This window comes from Nocardia sputorum (genome assembly GCF_027924405.1).
Lineage (GTDB): Bacteria > Actinomycetota > Actinomycetes > Mycobacteriales > Mycobacteriaceae > Nocardia > Nocardia sputorum.
Window position 1 is genome coordinate 2,016,611 of sequence record NZ_AP026978.1, and the last position, 15,723, is coordinate 2,032,333.

Sequence of the window (15,723 nt, forward strand, 5' to 3'; positions counted from 1 at the left end):
TAGCCGGGGCCGCTGCGCACGGCCGTAGGGGCCGCCCGAGTAGGCTGGGGAAGTTGTCCGCCCGGCCGTGCCGGTACCGTACACAGACCAGACGTGCCACCGACCTGAAGGAAGTAGGGAATGAGCGGCCACTCCAAATGGGCCACCACCAAGCACAAGAAGGCTGCGATCGACGCGAAGCGCGGCAAGCTGTTCGCGAAGTTGATCAAGAACATCGAGGTGGCGGCCCGGACCGGTGGCGGTGACCCGGATGGCAATCCGACGCTGTACGACGCCATCCAGAAGGCGAAGAAGTCGTCGGTCCCCAACGACAACATCGAGCGGGCTCGCAAGCGCGGCGGTGGCGAGGAAGCCGGCGGCGCCGACTGGCAGACGATCATGTACGAGGGCTACGGGCCCAACGGTGTCGCCGTGCTGATCGAATGTCTCACCGACAACCGCAACCGCGCCGCGGGCGAGGTACGGGTCGCGATGACGCGCAACGGCGGCAACATGGCCGACCCGGGCTCGGTGGCCTACCTGTTCCATCGCAAGGGCGTCGTCACCCTGGAGAAGAACGGCCTGTCCGAGGACGATGTGTTGCTGGCCGTGCTCGACGCGGGCGCCGAGGAGGTCAACGATCTCGGTGAGTCGTTCGAAATCATCAGCGAGCCAGGCGATCTGATCGCCGTGCGCACCGCACTGCAGAGCGCCGGGATCGATTACGACTCCGCAGAGTCGGGTTTCCAGCCCTCGGTGTCGGTCGCCGTGGACGCCGACGGCGCCCGCAAGGTGATCAAACTCGTGGACGCCCTCGAGGACAGCGACGACGTGCAGAACGTCTACACCAACGTCGACATCCCGGACGAGGTGCTCGCGCAACTCGACGACTAGTCGACCAGGCGCGCGTAGTACTCCTGCATGGCGGGATAGTAGTGGGCGAAATCGGGGCGGTCGTTCTGTGCGCGGGCCGCCCCGAGCATATCCAGGTAGTACTCCCAGCCGGGGCCGACCTGTGGCAGCTGAGTGATCTCGGTGTCGCTGCGCAGGTGATGGGTGAACCGTAGTTCGGTGGTTCCCGCCGCTTCGCGCAGCGTCAGGCCCAGCTGCCAGTCACCGTGGTCGTCGATGGCGGAAACGGCGAGGCGATGCGGAGGTTCGCAGGCGTCGATGCGCAGTTGCATCCACGGCTGCTGGTCTTCGAAAACCATCTGCAGTTTGATCGTTCGTCCCGGTCCCGCCTCGCCCTCCCACGGTCCGAACCAGCGTGCGGTGCGGTCGGGTTCGGTGACGCTGGCCCAGACGTCTTCGATCGGTGCGCGGTAGGTGCGGATCAGCACCAGATCCCGGCCCGTGTCAGCGGGGAACAGTCGTCCGGTGGGGTGCTTGGTCATGGGTTGTCCTTTCTCGTGGGGGCGGAGCTCTGCGCGGTGACGCTCGGCAACCGCCTCCGGGCCGCACTGCTCAGGCGGTGCTCTGGATCGTGTCCTGGCCGCCGGAACGGCGCTCGCGTCTGGTCCGGTACACCTCGGTTTCGAGTGCGTCGAGGTGGTGTGCCCAGGTGGCCGGTTGCTGGAATCGCGCGAGCCACTCGGTGAGCGCCGCGAGCGGGCCGGTGTCGAGCACGTAGAAGCGTTCCCTGCCGACGAGTTCGTCGCGGACGAGCCCGCTTTCGCGCAGGACCCGCAGATGCCGGCTCACGGCGGGGCGGCTGATCGCGAAGTGCCCGGCGATCTCCCCGGCGGTGCGCCGGGTGCCGATCAGTAATTCCATGATCTCCCGGCGCACCGGATCGGCGATCGCGCCGGCTACCTCGTCCACGACAAAAGCGTAACCAGTTGGTTACGCTTTTGTCCAGGGGGCGAGTCGAATTCGGTCAGATTTGCGCGACCGGGGGCGGGTTGCCGCCCCCGAGCAGGTAAGGCCGGCTCACTCCGCGATCTTCGTGCGATCGCACCATTCGTACACGCGCAGCCGTCCCTCCGGGGTGTCCTGTTCCCGCTGGGTGACCTTGAAGTGCTCGTATCCGCCGCGGTACGGCACCTTCAGTTCCACTCCGGGTGGCGTGATCGGGACGATGCGCGCGGGCAGATCTTGCGGCCCGCCTTCGAGGACAGCTTTTGCACCAATGCTCATCCTCGGATGGTAGAAGCGCGAACGGCCTGATCGTGGCACATTTCAGGGCACGGTGAGTACCAATTTGCCGACGGTTCGCCCGGTGTCGCCCAGCGCGTGCGCTTCCGCCGTCCGCGACAGCGGGAACACTCCGGCGATCGCCGGACGCAGCGCCCCGGACTCGACCAGTCCGGCGAGGGCGAGCATGCCGGCGTGATCGTGCTCCACCAGCAGCCGGATCGCGCGGACGTCGAGGGCCTCCGCCGCGCTCGCGAGGTCGGCCGCGCCGAACGCCCGCAGTGTCACCAGCAGTCCGCCGGGGCGTAGCGTGCGCAGTGACCGGATGCTGTGGTCGTCGTCGATCGAGTCCAACACCACGTCGACGTCGCGGACCGTCTCGGTCACGTCGGTCGTGCGGTAGTCGATCACCTCGTCGGCGCCGATGCCGAGCAGGAAGGGGTGGTTGGGCGCGCTGGCCGTGCCGATGACGTATGCTCCGCGCGCTTTGGCGATCTGCACCGCGAAGTGGCCGACGCCGCCCGCGGCCGCGTGGATCAGCACGCGTTGGCCCGCTTCCAGGTGCGCGGTGTCGACGAGTGCCTGCCAGGCGGTGAGCGCGGCGAGCGGGATCGCCGCCGCCTGGGTGTGGTCCAGGGTGGCCGGTTTGCGGGCGAAGGCGCGGGCCGGGCCCGCGACGTATTCGGCGCAGGAGCCGTGACCGTGCGGATACGGGAGCATGCCGAACACCTCGTCGCCGGGACGGAAGAGGGTGACGCCGATGCCGATGGCCGCGACTTCGCCGGAGACGTCCCAGCCGAGGACGAACGGCGGCTCGGGCAGGAACAGTCCCGCGGTGGCGCGGTGGCGCCAATCGGTCGGATTGAGTCCGGCGGCACGCACCCGGACCAGGATCTGGCTGGGTCCCGGAACCGGTTGGGGGAGCGTCACTTCGGTGAGAACCTCGGGGCTGCCGAGGGACTGCTGGCTGATCGCGCGCATGGTCGCGGTGTTGTCGATATCGGTCACGGCTGTCAGCCTGCCGGGAGCGGGCGGTGCGGGAAATGGCACGATTGCCATTCTTCGATATGATCGTGCCATGGTGGACTCGACTGCGCCTCATCGCGTGGTGGTGCTGGCATTGGACGGGGTCTACCCCTTCGAACTCGGTATCCCGAATCGGGTATTCGGCAGCGCTGCGGGCAGATACGACGTGATCACCTGCTCGGTCGACGGGCGTCCGGTGCGCAGCGCCGCCGATTTCGACATCGCGGTGGCACACGACAGCGGGGCCCTACGCCACGCCGACACAGTCGTGCTGCCTGCTTGCGATATCACCATGACTCTCACCGGCACCTTGCCGCAACCGGTGCTCGACGCGTTCGCGCGGATCCGTCCGGAGGCCAGGATCGTCGCCATCTGCACCGGCGCCTTCGTGGCCGCGGCCGCGGGACTGCTCGATGGTCGCCCGGCCACCACGCATTGGAATCAGGCCGGTCTGTTCCGGCGCACCTTCCCGCGCGTGCTCCTCGATCCCGACGTGCTCTACGTGGACGACGGGAACATCCTCACCTCGGCGGGCGCGGCGGCGGGGCTCGACTTGTGCCTGCACCTGGTGCGGCGCGATCACGGCAGTGCCGTGGCGAACGCGGTCGCGCGCCGCTGCGTCGTCCCGCCGTGGCGTGACGGGGGTCAGGCGCAGTACATCGAGCAGCCGGTGCCGCCTGTCACCTCGGCGGGGACCGCCGCGGCCAGGCAGTGGGCGCTGGAGAACCTGCACCAGTCGCTGACCGTCGAGGAATTGGCAGCGCGGGCTCGGATGAGCAAGCGCACCTTCGCCCGCCGCTTCCGCGACGAGGTGGGCATGAGCCCGGGCCGCTGGCTGATCCAGCAGCGCGTCTTCCGTGCCAGGCACCTGCTGGAAACCACAGACCTGACCGTCGATCGGATCGCGGGCGAGGTCGGCTTCGCCACCGGCACCTCGCTGCGCCAGCACCTGACCGAGGCGATCGGCGTGTCACCGCAGGCCTATCGGCGCACCTTCCGCGCGCGAGCCGCGGTGGCGGCGAGCTGAGCCCGCTGCCGGACAGTCAGTTGGTGGCCGGAACGGGCAAACCGACGCGGCCGACGATCCACGGCAAGGACGCAACGAACGCGGCCGACGCAAATTGCCAGGTGTGTCCGCCCTCGGTGGTGTGGACGGTGCACTCGATGCCGACCGCGCGTCCCGCGGCGCAGAGTCTGTCGGCGGCGCCGACTTCACCGGTGTCGGGCACGTCGTCACGACCGCCGAGGCCCGCATGGTCGTCGTCGGGCGCCGGTTGGTTCGCGCGGCCGGAACGCTGTGCGGGGAGCAAGTCGTCGAACAGGCCCGCGACGCCGCTGTAGGGACCGTGCCTGGCCATGACGGTCAGCGGGTCGAACGCGGCCCACGCTTCGGCGTCGCCGCCGAAGAGACGAGCGATGCTCTGCTCCTTGGTACCGGAGGACGGGCCGAGATCGCCGGCGATGTCGACGAACGTGTGCAGCAGTTCGGGGTGCATGACCGCCAGGTCCACCGCACAGGTGCCGCCCATGGACCAGCCCACGACCGCCCAGCGCGCCGGATCGGCGGATGCCCCGAACTTCGCTTCGACGTAGGCGGGCACGTCCTCGGTCAGATGCGCGGCGGCGTCGCCGCGCGGCCCGTCGACGCATTCGGTGTCGTTGTTGAAACTTCCGCTGGAGTCGACGAAGACCAGGATCGGGGCGAGGCCGGCGTTCGCCTTGGTGAAGCCGTCCAGCGTCGGCATGATCTGACCGCTGCGGATCCAGTCCGCCGGAGTGTTGAACTCGCCCCCGATCATCAGCACGACCGGCAGGGCGGGCGGGGCCGGCCCGGCGAACCAGGCGGGCGGGAGGTAGACGTATTCGGTGCGGTGCGGAAATCCGCTGCCGGCGTCCGGGATGCGCACCGGCACGAGCGCGCCGTCGGCGACGGCGGTGTCCCGCAAGGAGGGCAGCGCCGAGAGGTCGGTCTGATGCGGGAGCGGGCCCGCGGTGACCGCGCCCCACGCCGCCTGCAAGGTGGGGTAGTAACCGACCCACCGGTTCACCACCATTCCGGTGCTCACCAGCGTCAACGGGATGGCGAGGACCGCGATCCCGCGCCGCCACCAACGGGCGCCCCGCCAGCCGACTATCGCGATCGCGGCCGCCGCGGCGGTGCCGCCGACCCACGCCCACAGTTGGGCGGGCGCCGGGTCGGAGGCCAGACCCTCGTCGGCGACATACCACGCCGCGGCCAGCGCCGCGGCGACGCCGACCGCCACGCAAGCAGGCAGCTGGATCGACCACCACCGCCTGGCGCGGCGAGCGATCGCGATCAGCAGGAGCGCCACGGCGAGCAACTCGACGGTCGACGGCAGCCAGCCGTGCAGCAAGGAGATCCCGTGGTGAAACGCCTGCTGCTGGTGCGGCGCCGGACCCGCCGGAGAGACCTGCGGTGGAGCCGGAGTCGGGGGAGCGGCGAGTACTGGCACGTCCGGCAGTGTCGAGGACGTTCCTCGAGGCAGGCTGGGAATACGCTTCAGCGGTCCTGAGCGTCGGCCTTCGTTTGTCGGTGACGCGCGAGGCAGAATGCGAGCATGGTCGAACTGGTGCTGGTACGCGGCGACATCACCGAGCAGGAGGTCGACGCGGTGGTGAACGCGGCGAATTCGTCGCTGCTCGGCGGCGGGGGAGTCGACGGCGCGATCCACCGGCGCGGTGGCCCGGAAATCCTCGCGGAATGCCGCAAGCTGCGTGCGTCTCACTATGGTTCGGGTCTGCCGACCGGGGCCGCGGTCGCCACCACGGCCGGTCGACTGCCCGCGCGCTGGGTGATCCACACGGTCGGTCCCGTGTGGTCGGCCACGGAGGACCGCTCGGCTCTGCTGGCCTCGTGCTATCGAGAATCGCTGCGCGTCGCGGACGAATTGGGGGCGCGGACGGTCGCGTTCCCCGCGATCTCCACCGGCATCTTCGGCTGGCCGATGGAAGACGGCGCCCGGATCGCGGTCGACACGGTTCGCGCGACCCCTACGGCGGTGACCGAAGCGCGCTTCGTCCTCTTCGACGAACGTGCTCACGATGCGTTCGCGAGGCGGGTCTCCGGGCTCTAGGCCGAATGCGCCTCTTTCGCGCACCCATCGGTTCGTGTCGCCGGTGCCGAGGTGCGGGGCGGCCTGCCGAGGGGCGATCGACTGCCCGACATTGTGCCGCAGTAGCCAGGCGGGATCCCTACGGTGTCGGTTGGTAGTTCATGTCGGCACGCCGGATTTGTCGGTGGCCACTGGCATAGTGCGGCGCGTGTCGTTCACTACCCGCATCGAGGTCCGGGTGTCCGACCTCGATCCGCAATTGCATGTCACCGGCGCGGCCTACCACCAATTCGCCGACCACGCGCGCTTCGCCTGCGTTCAGGCGGCGGGCGTCTCGGTGGACGCGTTGATCGCGTCCGGCCTCGGACCGGTCAACCTGGAGACCGTGCTGCGCTTCCAGCGCGAACTCCGTGGGGGCGACACCGTGGAGGTGTCGTGTGCGTGGCAGTGGGGTGCGGGCAAGACCTATCGGGTCGAGCATGTGCTGACCCGTGCCGACGGCGTGGTGGCCGCGACGGTGACCAATGTCAGCGGCCTGCTCGATCTCGCGGCGCGTCGCCTGGTCGCCGATCCCGCACGGCACTGGGCGGCACGCGCGAGTCGTCCCGAATTGCTGGGCCTGCCGGCCGCGGCGCGGGAAGCGACAGCGCTCGGCGGATAGCCGGGCCGTGTCGATGGGCGGCGAAAGACGCGGCCTCCGCTACACTCTCGAACAGTTGTTCGCGTCTGCGAGAGGGGTTGTCGTGCGGGTGATGGGCGTCGACCCCGGACTCACCCGATGCGGCCTCAGCATCGTCGATGGCGGTTCGGGGCGGAAGGTCACCGCCGTGGACGTCGACGTGGTCCGCACGCCCGGTGACATGGAACTCGCGCACCGCCTGTTGGCGGTCGCCGACGCCGCCGAACGCTGGATGGACGCCCACAAGCCGGGGGCGGTCGCCATCGAACGCGTTTTCGCCCAGCACAATGTCCGTACCGCCATGGGCACCGCGCAGGCGGGTGGAGTGATCGCGCTGGCCGCCGCGCGCCGGGGCATCCCGGTCGCGTTCCACACACCCAGCGAGGTGAAGGCCGCGGTCACCGGCAACGGCACCGCGGACAAGAAGCAGGTCACCGCCATGGTCACCCGGATCCTCGGACTGGCCGCCGCGCCGAAACCGGCGGATGCGGCGGATGCGCTGGCGCTGGCGATCTGCCATTGTTGGCGGGCGCCGCTGCTGGAGCGGATGGCGGCGGCGGAGGCCAAGGCGGCCGCGGCGCAGCGCCGGTACATCGAGCGGCTGGCCGAACAACGGAAGGCGGTGCACGGGTGATCGCGTCGGTACGCGGTGAAGTGCTGGAGATCGCCCTCGACCACGCGGTGATCGAGGCGGCCGGCGTCGGCTACCGGCTCAACGCCACCCCGTCCACCTTGGCCGGGCTCACTCGCGGCGAGGAAACCCGGCTCTACACCGCGATGATCGTCCGCGAGGACTCGATGACCCTCTACGGTTTCGCCGACACCGAGGCCCGCGACCTGTTCGGCCTGCTGCAGACGGTTTCCGGTGTCGGACCCCGCCTCGCCATGGCGGTGCTGGCCGTACTCGAGCCCGAAGCGCTGCGCAAAGCACTGGCCGAAAGCAATGTGGCGGCGCTGACCCGGGTCCCCGGCATCGGCAAGCGCGGCGCCGAGCGCATGGTGGTGGAATTGCGCGACAAGGTGAATCTCGTTCCCGTACCGTCCGGCGCGCCAGGATCGACGGCTGCCGCGGTTGTCACGCCGGTGCGTGAGCAGGTGGCCGAGGCGCTCGTCGGCCTCGGTTTCGCCGCCAGACAGGCCGAGCAGGCGGTCGACGCGGTGCTGGCCGACCAGCCCGCCGCCGATACCTCGGCCGCCCTGCGGGCCGCGCTCGCGCTGCTCGGCAAGAACCGGTAAGACGACATGGACCACCAAGCGGAACCCACCGAATCCCAGGTCAGCGCAAGCTATCTGAAGTCCGACGGCGAGATCGAGGCGAGCCTGCGCCCGAAATCGCTGGACGACTTCATCGGTCAGCCCCGAGTGCGCGAACAACTCGCGCTGGTGTTGCGCGGAGCCAAACAGCGCGGCGGCACACCGGATCACGTGCTGCTGTCCGGCCCGCCGGGTCTGGGCAAGACCAGTATGGCGATGATCATCGCCGCCGAGCTCGGCACCGCGCTGCGGATCACCTCCGGCCCCGCGCTGGAGCGGGCCGGTGATCTCGCCGCCATGCTGAGCAACCTGGTCGAGGGCGATGTGCTGTTCATCGACGAGATCCACCGGATGGCCCGTCCCGCCGAGGAGATGCTCTACCTGGCGATGGAGGACTTCCGGGTGGACGTGGTGGTCGGCAAAGGGCCGGGCGCGACCTCCATTCCCCTGGACATCGCGCCGTTCACCCTGGTCGGCGCCACCACGAGGTCCGGAGCGCTGACCGGTCCGCTGCGCGACCGGTTCGGGTTCACCGGGCACATGGATTTCTACGAGCCGGGCGAGCTGCTGCGCATCCTGCAACGGTCGGCGCAGATCCTGGGCGTGGCCATCGAGGAGGAGGCGGCGGCCGAGATCGCGGGCCGCTCGCGCGGCACGCCCCGCATCGCCAATCGCTTGCTGCGCCGCGTCCGCGACTACGCGGAGGTCCGAGCCGACGGCCGGATCACCCGCCCTATCGCGCAGGCCGCGCTCGAGGTCTACGACGTCGACGTGCTCGGCCTCGATCGCCTCGACCGCGCGGTCCTCGGCGCGCTGGTCCGCAGTTTCGGCGGCGGCCCGGTGGGGGTGTCCACTTTGGCCGTGGCGGTCGGGGAGGAGGCCGCGACCGTGGAAGAGGTGTGTGAGCCGTTCCTCGTGCGCGCGGGCATGGTCGCGCGCACGCCGCGCGGCCGGGTCGCTACCGCCGCCGCCTGGGAGCACCTGGGTCTCGTCCCTCCGCCGGACCTGGTGTTCGGGTCCATCGAAGTGCGCGGGCGCGAGCCGCACCCCACGCTCGACCTTTTCGAGTGACGCGTGCCCTCGGGCGGACGGGTCAGGGGCGGCGGCGCAGCGCGGCCGCGACCAAGTCGAGGAAGGCGTCGACCTCGTCGCGTTGATATCCGCGAGCGCCGACGCGGGCCTCGGTGAAACGGACGGCCTCGACATCGGCGAAGGTGAGACTGCCCGGTCCGCCGTGCACGAGGGTCGCGGCGACCAGATCGAGGAACGCGCCGACCTCTTCCTCGTTGTACCCGCGCCTGCCCACCGCGGCCGGGCTGAATCGCATGCGCAGCACGTCGTCCGGCGTCAGCAGGACGTGACCGTTGCCGTTCGCGGCCGGCACCGGCCGGACGCCGCGCTGGCGGAATTCCAGTTCGACGCGCAGCTGGTCGAGGTATTCGTCGACCTGATCGGCGCGGTAGCCGCGCTGGCCGAGCCGCGGCGCGCCGAAGCTGACGTGCCGAAGATCGTCGGCGGCGAGCACGCCCTGCCCGGCCAAGGCCGCGGCGACGCGTTCGAGAAAGGCGTCCACCTCGTCCGCGTGGTAGCCGCGATACCCGAGCGCAGGGGTCGCGAAACGGGTGCGGCGCACGTCCTCGGGAGTCACGGGCGACATTCTGTCAGGCTCGGAGCGTCGGGCCGCTCGGAAGGGAATTCTGGCATTTCCCTGGCCTTTTGCGAACAAGGGCCGTCCCCCTGGCGAAAGCGTCGGATCAGTGCGCCTCACCCTAGCGCCGGTGGGGTGTCAGGGGGGATTGCCGAATTGTTCAGTCCTTGCGGACGCCGTCCACGAGCAGGCGGCGGATCGCCTCGTTGAGTGCGGTGATCGCGGCCTCGTCCGGTTCGCGCAGCGAGTAGACGATGCCTCCGATCAGCATGCCGGTCACCGCACGCGCGGTGTTCGAGGTGTCCAGGTCGGCGCGCAGGTAGCCCTGTTCGACGCCGTGGTCGAGGTAGCCCGCGGTCAGCGCGTCGGCGGTGTCGAGCAGTCCGTACAGCCGCTGGGTGAGCTCGTCGTCGATGCCGGTGGCGTGGAACAGCAGCAGCTGGGCCACCCGCCGGTCGGCCAGCAGGATCTCGGTGAGCGCCACGCCGATGCGGTCGATCTGGGCGCGGTATTCGTCGAGGGTCGCGGCGGCGTCCGGGGCGTTCTCGGTGCCGAGGGCGGCGATGATGCGCGCGGCCAGATCGTCGATGACGTGGTCGATGATGTCGCGCTTGTTGCTGAAATAGCGGTAGAAGGTGCCGTGACCGATGCCCAGCTGTCCCGCGATGTCGGCGATGCCGGTGGCGTGATAGCCCTTCTCCGCGAAACAGGCGAACGCGGTGTCGATGATCTCCTGGCGCAGTTCGGCTTTCCGTCGCTCGGCACGCGTGGATGGCTTCGTCACCTCCCCGATGATACAGTCATCACAAACGGAATGATGTGTCATTCCGTGATATGCGGTTCAGCTAGCAGGAGGTTCGGTGTGGCGCCTCAATACGACGCGGTCGTGGTCGGTGCGGGGTTCGGGGGCATGGGAGCGGGCATTCAGCTCGATCGGCTCGGCCTGAGCAATTACGTCATCCTCGAACGCGAGGACGATCTCGGCGGTACGTGGCACGTGAACCACTATCCGGGTCTGGCGGTCGACATCGCCTCGGTCACCTACTCCTATTCCTTCGAACCGAATCCGCACTGGTCGCGGCTGTTCGCGCCGGGCGAGGAGCTGAAGAAGTACGCCCGACACGTCGCGGACAAGTACGGCCTGCGCCGCCGGATGCGCTTCGGCACCGTCGTCGACGGCGCGCGCTGGGACGAAGAGCAGCAGCACTGGGTGGTCTCGATCGCGGGCGGGGAGACCGTCACCGGGCGGTATCTGCTGACCGCGACCGGATTCCTCTCCCAGCCCTACACGCCCCCGTTCCCCGGCATCGACTCGTTCGCGGGCAAGATCATCCACACCACCGCGTGGGAGGACGACTTCGACCTCACCGGCCGCCGAGCCGCGATCATCGGCACCGGCGCCACCGCCGTGCAGCTGGTGCCCGAGGTCGCCAAGAAGGCGCAGGCGCTCACGGTGTTCCAGCGCACCCCGATCTGGGTGGTCCCGAAGATCGATACCGCGATCCCCGCACCGGTGCGCAAACTGTTCGAACGGGTTCCGGCTACGCAGAAGGCCGCGCGACTGGTCAACACCAGCCTGCTGGAGGCGCTGATGGTGATCGGGGTGCTGCATTTCAAGCAGGCCCGGCTGCTGAACAAGGGCGCGGGAGCGCTGGCCAAGGCGCATCTGCGGGCGTCCGTGCGGGACAAGGAGACGCGCAGGCAGCTGACCCCGCACTACGACTTCGGGTGCAAGCGGCCGACCTTCTCCAACCACTACTTCACCACGTTCAACCAACCGCACGTGCGGCTGGAGACGAACTCGATCGACCACATCGAACCGGACGGCATCGTCACCGCCGACGGGCACAAGACCGAGATCGACACCCTGATCCTGGCCACCGGCTTCAACCTGTGGGACGTGAACTTCCCGGCCATCGAGATCATCGGCCGGGACGGGGTGAACCTCGGAAAGTTCTGGCGGGACAACCGTTTCCAAGCCTACGAGGGCATCACGGTGCCGAAGTTCCCCAACTTCCTCAGCCTCAACAGCCCGTACTCCTACAGCGGTCTGTCCTACTTCACCACCATCGAAGCCCAGATGAAGCACATGGGCCGATTGTTCGGCGAACTGCGCCGCCGCGGCGAGACCACCTTCGAGGTCACCGAGCAGGCCAACGCGGCTTTCCTGGACCGGGTCACCGCCAAGCTCGGCTCATCGGTGTTCTACGGCGGCGACTGCGCCACCGCGCGCAGCTACTACTTCAACCAGCACGGCGAGGCCGCCCTGCTGCGGCCGACCAGCACGCTCAACGCGCATCGCGAAGCGGTCGGCTTCCCGTTGGAGGACTACGTCTACGGCAGGACCGCCTGACAGTGACGCCGCACCTCGCCCGCCGGAGCGTGTCGCGGCGGGCGAGCCGGTGTGCGATGGGGAAGTCGTAGCTGCCCAGCGGGCGTGCGGGTGTGGCGTCCGCGCGGCGAACTGGCAGACTGTGTGGGTACTTGTCCATCCCACCCACGACACTAGGGACTGACTTCGACGATGGAACTGCTGTTTCCGCTGCTACTGGTAGCCCTGCTCGTGCCGATGTTCCTCGGTGTCCGCCGTCAGAAGCGGGAAGCCGAGAAGGTCGCCAGCATGCAGGACAACCTGAAGGTCGGCGATCAGGTCGTCACCACGTCGGGTCTGTACGGCACCGTGGTCGAACTCGACGACACCACGGTCGACCTCGAGATCGCCGAGGACGTGGTCACCACGTGGCTGCGCCAGGCCATCCGTGAGGTGCGCACCGACGATGCGGTGAGCACCGAGGAGACCGGCTCGGAGGACACCGGCTCGGACACCACCGACGCCGTCGAGGAATCCGCCGAGCAGACCGAGACCCGCCTGACCAAGGACTGATCGTTCCGGTAGTGCCCCGGCTCGCCGGATGTCGCCGCGGCCGTCCGTCCGCGCACCCGGCCGGCTGGTGCACGTCCGCATGTTCCATCCTCGACTTCCCGCCTAGGAGATGACGTACTGTGCCACCTTCCCAGGGATCGGCGCACCCGCTGCGGCTGCTCGGTGTCTACGCCGCGCTGCTGGCCGTGATCTATGCGCTGGTGTTCTTCACCGGTGACAAGTCCCCGACACCCAAGCTCGGTATCGACCTGCAGGGCGGCACTCGCGTCACGCTGTCCGCGCGCACGCCGGACGGCAGCAAGCCGAGCCAGGACAGCCTGAAGAAGGCGCAGGACATCATCGAGAACCGGGTCAACGGGCTCGGCGTCGGCGGATCCGAGGTCGTCATCGACGGCGACAACATCGTGATCACCGTGCCCGGCGACGACGGGCAGCAGGCGCGCGCGCTGGCGACCACCGCGAAGCTCTACATCCGCCCCGTGTTGCAGGCGGTGCCCGCGGCTGGGCGCGGCGCGACGCCCCCGCAGACCACGCCGGGCACGCAGCCCGCACCGGCCGCGCAGCCCACGACGCCGGAGACCACGCAGCCCGCGGCGCCGGAGACGGACCAGCAGGCACCCGCGCCGCAGCAGCGCGTGTTCCCCGCCCAGCAGCCGACGCAGCCGCCCACCGATCCCTCGCTGACGCCCACCGAAGAGGCCACCAAGGAGATCCAGGCCGCCAAGGCGCTGCGCCAGAGCACCGACGCGTCGGTGCAGCAGGCCGCGCTGGCCGCCCTGGACTGCGGGAAGGCCGATCCGCTCGCGGGCAACGACGATCCGGCTCTTCCGCTGGTCACCTGCTCGACCGACGGCACCGAGGTCTTCCTGCTGGACAAGAGCCGCATCGACGGCCAGGAGATCAAGGACGCCACCTCGGGCCTGAACCAGCAGCAGGCCAGGCACGAGGTCTACCTGGACTTCAAGTCCGGCGGCAGCGACGCGTGGGCGGCGCTCACCGGCGAGTACGTCTACAAGCGGGTGGCCTTCGTGCTGGACTCGAAGGTGGTCAGCGCGCCGGTGGTGCAGCAGGGCCCGCAGCAGGGCGGCCGCACGCAGATCTCGGGCAACTTCACCGCCACGTCGGCGAAGGAACTGGCGAACACGCTGAAGTACGGCTCGCTCCCGCTGTCGTTCCAGACCTCCGAGGCCGAGACGGTCTCCGCGACGCTCGGCCTGTCCTCGCTGAAGGCGGGCCTGCTCGCCGGAGCGGTCGGCTTGGTGGTGGTGTTGCTCTACTGCCTCACCTACTACCGGATGCTGGGCTTCGTCACCGGTCTGTCGCTGGTGGCCTCCGGATTCGCGGTCTACGGCATCATGGTGCTGCTCGGACGCTGGATCGGTTTCACGCTGGACCTCGCCGGTATCGCGGGTCTGATCATCGGTATCGGCATGACCGCCGACTCGTTCGTGGTGTTCTTCGAACGCATCAAGGACGAGATGCGCGAGGGGCGCAGCTTCCGTTCGGCGGCTCCACGCGGCTGGCAGCGCGCCCGCCGGACCATCCTGTCCGGCAACGCGGTCAGCTTCATCGCCGCGGCCGTGCTGTACATTCTGGCCGTCGGCCAGGTGAAGGGCTTCGCGTTCACCCTCGGTCTCACCACGATTCTCGACGTCGTCGTGGTATTCCTGGTCACTTCGCCGCTGGTGCTGCTCGCTTCGCGCACGGCGTTCTGGTCCAAGCCGTCGGTGAACGGCCTCGGCGCGATCCAGCAGATCGCCCGTGAGCGGAAGGCGGCCGAGGCCGCCCTCGGGAAGGCGTGAGGACGCGATGACCAACAGCCACACCACCCCCTCGCTCGACAAGACGAGTGCCACCGAGACCACCGACGTATTCGCGGTGGTCGGCGAGCCGCAGCCGCCCAAGCACGGCTTCTTCAACCGCCTCTACACCGGCACCGGCGCCATCGATGTCATCGGCAAGCGCCGGATGTGGTACCTGATCACCGCCGCGATCGTGCTCGTCTCGCTGGGCAGCATCATCTTCCGCGGGTTCAACTTCGGTATCGACTTCGAGGGCGGTTCGCGCATCCAGTTCCCGGCGGGGGACGCGACTCCCAGCGCGGTGGAGGACGTCTACCGCGGCGCCATCGGCACCGACCCGGTCTCGGTGCAGACCGTCGGCACCGGCGGATCGGCCACCATGCTCATCCGCTCCGAGGCGCTGGACCAGAAGCAGGTGGAGGCGCTGAACAACGCGCTGTTCGCGAAGTTCCAACCGAAGGACAAGACCGGCAACCCGAGCCTGGCCGCGATCAGCACGTCCGATGTCAGCGAGACCTGGGGCAGCCAGATCACCCGCAAGGCGCTCATCGCGCTCGCGGTATTCCTCGTGCTGGTCGCGGTCTACATCGCGATTCGCTTCGAGACGCACATGGCCATCGCGGCCCTGGCGGCGCTGGCCTTCGACGTCAGCGTCACCGCGGGCGTGTACTCGCTCGTCGGTTTCGAGGTCACCCCGGCCACGGTGATCGGCATCCTCACCATTCTCGGCTTCTCGCTCTACGACTCCGTCGTCGTGTTCGACAAGGTCGAAGAGAACACCCACGGTATCCTGCACCTGACTCGCCGCACCTACGGCGAGCAGGCCAATCTCGCGGTGAACCAGACGCTCATGCGCTCGATCAACACCGCCTTGATCGGCATCCTGCCGATCGTCGGCTTGATGGTGATCGCGGTCTGGATGCTGGGCGTGGGCACGCTCAAGGACTTGGCACTGGTGCAGCTGGTCGGTCTGCTGGTCGGCACGTACTCCTCGATCTTCTTCGCGACCCCGCTGCTGGTCTCGATCAAGGAACGCTGGGGGCCCGTGGCGGCGCACACGAAGAAGGTCCTGGCCAAGCGGGCAGGCGCGGCGAGCGCCCGGGCGAGCGCCGTGGCCGAGCGCCGGGCGAGCATGGCGGCGGGCCGGGATTTCGACGAGACGCCGCGCAGGCAGCGCGCGGCCGGGCAAACGCCGCGACCCGGTGCGCGCCCGAGCGGTAAACGGCACAAGAGGCGGAACTGAC

The 15,723-nt window shown here is 69.1% G+C and carries 18 protein-coding genes; 11 read left to right on the top strand and 7 right to left on the bottom strand.

Translation table 11 applies throughout. The annotated features are described in order from the left end of the window. Positions 1 to 120 precede the first annotated feature (120 nt). The gene (locus QMG86_RS09320; protein ID WP_063020994.1) at positions 121 to 873 is read left to right on the top strand and encodes a YebC/PmpR family DNA-binding transcriptional regulator; all 753 of its coding nucleotides are present in this window, start codon (positions 121 to 123) and stop codon (positions 871 to 873) included. Here QMG86_RS09320 and QMG86_RS09325 read toward each other — a convergent pair. The 4 genes from QMG86_RS09325 to QMG86_RS09340 form a co-directional block, all read right to left on the bottom strand. Continuing rightward, a complete protein-coding gene (locus QMG86_RS09325) occupies positions 870 to 1,373 on the bottom strand; it encodes an SRPBCC family protein (protein ID WP_281878916.1) in 504 nt (167 codons plus the stop codon). The genes QMG86_RS09320 and QMG86_RS09325 overlap by 4 nt on opposite strands. 70 nt (positions 1,374 to 1,443) lie before the next feature. Further along, positions 1,444 to 1,800, bottom strand: coding sequence for a metalloregulator ArsR/SmtB family transcription factor (locus QMG86_RS09330; protein WP_159837959.1), 357 nt, complete (start codon positions 1,798 to 1,800; stop codon positions 1,444 to 1,446). Between the two features lie 108 nt (positions 1,801 to 1,908). Continuing rightward, positions 1,909 to 2,115 carry a DUF5988 family protein gene (locus QMG86_RS09335; protein ID WP_195083639.1) on the bottom strand — a complete coding sequence of 69 codons (207 nt, stop codon included), beginning with the start codon at positions 2,113 to 2,115 and terminating at the stop codon, positions 1,909 to 1,911. Positions 2,116 to 2,157: 42 nt separating this feature from the next. Next, complete coding sequence (locus QMG86_RS09340; protein ID WP_434086167.1) at positions 2,158 to 3,171, bottom strand: NADP-dependent oxidoreductase; 1,014 nt, start codon at positions 3,169 to 3,171, stop codon at positions 2,158 to 2,160. Positions 3,172 to 3,190: 19 nt separating this feature from the next. On the opposite strand from QMG86_RS09340, the gene QMG86_RS09345 reads away from it, so the two are divergent. After that, positions 3,191 to 4,165: a GlxA family transcriptional regulator gene (locus tag QMG86_RS09345; RefSeq protein ID WP_281878920.1), complete on the top strand. Its 975-nt coding sequence runs from the start codon at positions 3,191 to 3,193 to the stop codon at positions 4,163 to 4,165. Between the two features lie 16 nt (positions 4,166 to 4,181). Here the strand turns inward: QMG86_RS09345 and QMG86_RS09350 are convergent, their stop codons facing one another. After that, entirely contained in the window at positions 4,182 to 5,612 is a 1,431-nt protein-coding gene (locus QMG86_RS09350; RefSeq protein WP_281878922.1) for an alpha/beta hydrolase, read from the bottom strand. A 105-nt stretch (positions 5,613 to 5,717) separates the two neighbouring features. On the opposite strand from QMG86_RS09350, the gene QMG86_RS09355 reads away from it, so the two are divergent. From QMG86_RS09355 to ruvB, 5 genes are all read left to right on the top strand, one after another. Beyond that, positions 5,718 to 6,233, top strand: a complete 516-nt coding sequence (locus QMG86_RS09355) for an O-acetyl-ADP-ribose deacetylase (protein WP_281878924.1) — start codon at positions 5,718 to 5,720, stop codon at positions 6,231 to 6,233. A gap of 187 nt (positions 6,234 to 6,420) precedes the next feature. Further along, positions 6,421 to 6,873 (top strand): acyl-CoA thioesterase, encoded by a 453-nt coding sequence (locus QMG86_RS09360; RefSeq protein WP_281878925.1) that lies wholly within the window; start codon positions 6,421 to 6,423, stop codon positions 6,871 to 6,873. An 82-nt stretch (positions 6,874 to 6,955) separates the two neighbouring features. Beyond that, positions 6,956 to 7,525, top strand: a complete 570-nt coding sequence (gene ruvC / locus QMG86_RS09365) for a crossover junction endodeoxyribonuclease RuvC (protein ID WP_281878926.1) — start codon at positions 6,956 to 6,958, stop codon at positions 7,523 to 7,525. After that, the gene (ruvA, locus tag QMG86_RS09370) at positions 7,522 to 8,127 is read left to right on the top strand and encodes a Holliday junction branch migration protein RuvA (RefSeq protein WP_281878928.1); all 606 of its coding nucleotides are present in this window, start codon (positions 7,522 to 7,524) and stop codon (positions 8,125 to 8,127) included. Before ruvC ends, ruvA begins: the two co-directional genes overlap by 4 nt. Positions 8,128 to 8,133: 6 nt before the next feature. Then, positions 8,134 to 9,216 (top strand): Holliday junction branch migration DNA helicase RuvB, encoded by a 1,083-nt coding sequence (gene ruvB, locus QMG86_RS09375; RefSeq protein ID WP_281878929.1) that lies wholly within the window; start codon positions 8,134 to 8,136, stop codon positions 9,214 to 9,216. 22 nt (positions 9,217 to 9,238) lie between these two features. Here the strand turns inward: ruvB and QMG86_RS09380 are convergent, their stop codons facing one another. Beyond that, a complete protein-coding gene (locus tag QMG86_RS09380) occupies positions 9,239 to 9,802 on the bottom strand; it encodes a DivIVA domain-containing protein (protein WP_281878930.1) in 564 nt (187 codons plus the stop codon). A gap of 151 nt (positions 9,803 to 9,953) precedes the next feature. Beyond that, positions 9,954 to 10,619 (bottom strand): TetR/AcrR family transcriptional regulator, encoded by a 666-nt coding sequence (locus QMG86_RS09385; protein ID WP_350356373.1) that lies wholly within the window; start codon positions 10,617 to 10,619, stop codon positions 9,954 to 9,956. Positions 10,620 to 10,655: 36 nt separating this feature from the next. Here QMG86_RS09385 and QMG86_RS09390 point away from each other — a divergent pair, with 36 nt between their 5' ends. From QMG86_RS09390 to secF, 4 genes are all read left to right on the top strand, one after another. Continuing rightward, positions 10,656 to 12,146, top strand: coding sequence for a flavin-containing monooxygenase (locus QMG86_RS09390; protein ID WP_281878933.1), 1,491 nt, complete (start codon positions 10,656 to 10,658; stop codon positions 12,144 to 12,146). A gap of 171 nt (positions 12,147 to 12,317) precedes the next feature. After that, on the top strand, positions 12,318 to 12,677 hold the full coding sequence (gene yajC / locus QMG86_RS09395; RefSeq protein ID WP_281878934.1) for a preprotein translocase subunit YajC: 360 nt from the start codon (positions 12,318 to 12,320) through the stop codon (positions 12,675 to 12,677). Between the two features lie 119 nt (positions 12,678 to 12,796). Next, positions 12,797 to 14,479, top strand: a complete 1,683-nt coding sequence (gene secD, locus QMG86_RS09400) for a protein translocase subunit SecD (protein WP_281878935.1) — start codon at positions 12,797 to 12,799, stop codon at positions 14,477 to 14,479. Positions 14,480 to 14,486: 7 nt separating this feature from the next. Further along, positions 14,487 to 15,722: a protein translocase subunit SecF gene (gene secF, locus QMG86_RS09405; RefSeq protein ID WP_281878936.1), complete on the top strand. Its 1,236-nt coding sequence runs from the start codon at positions 14,487 to 14,489 to the stop codon at positions 15,720 to 15,722. The last annotated feature ends 1 nt before the right edge of the window (position 15,723 follow it).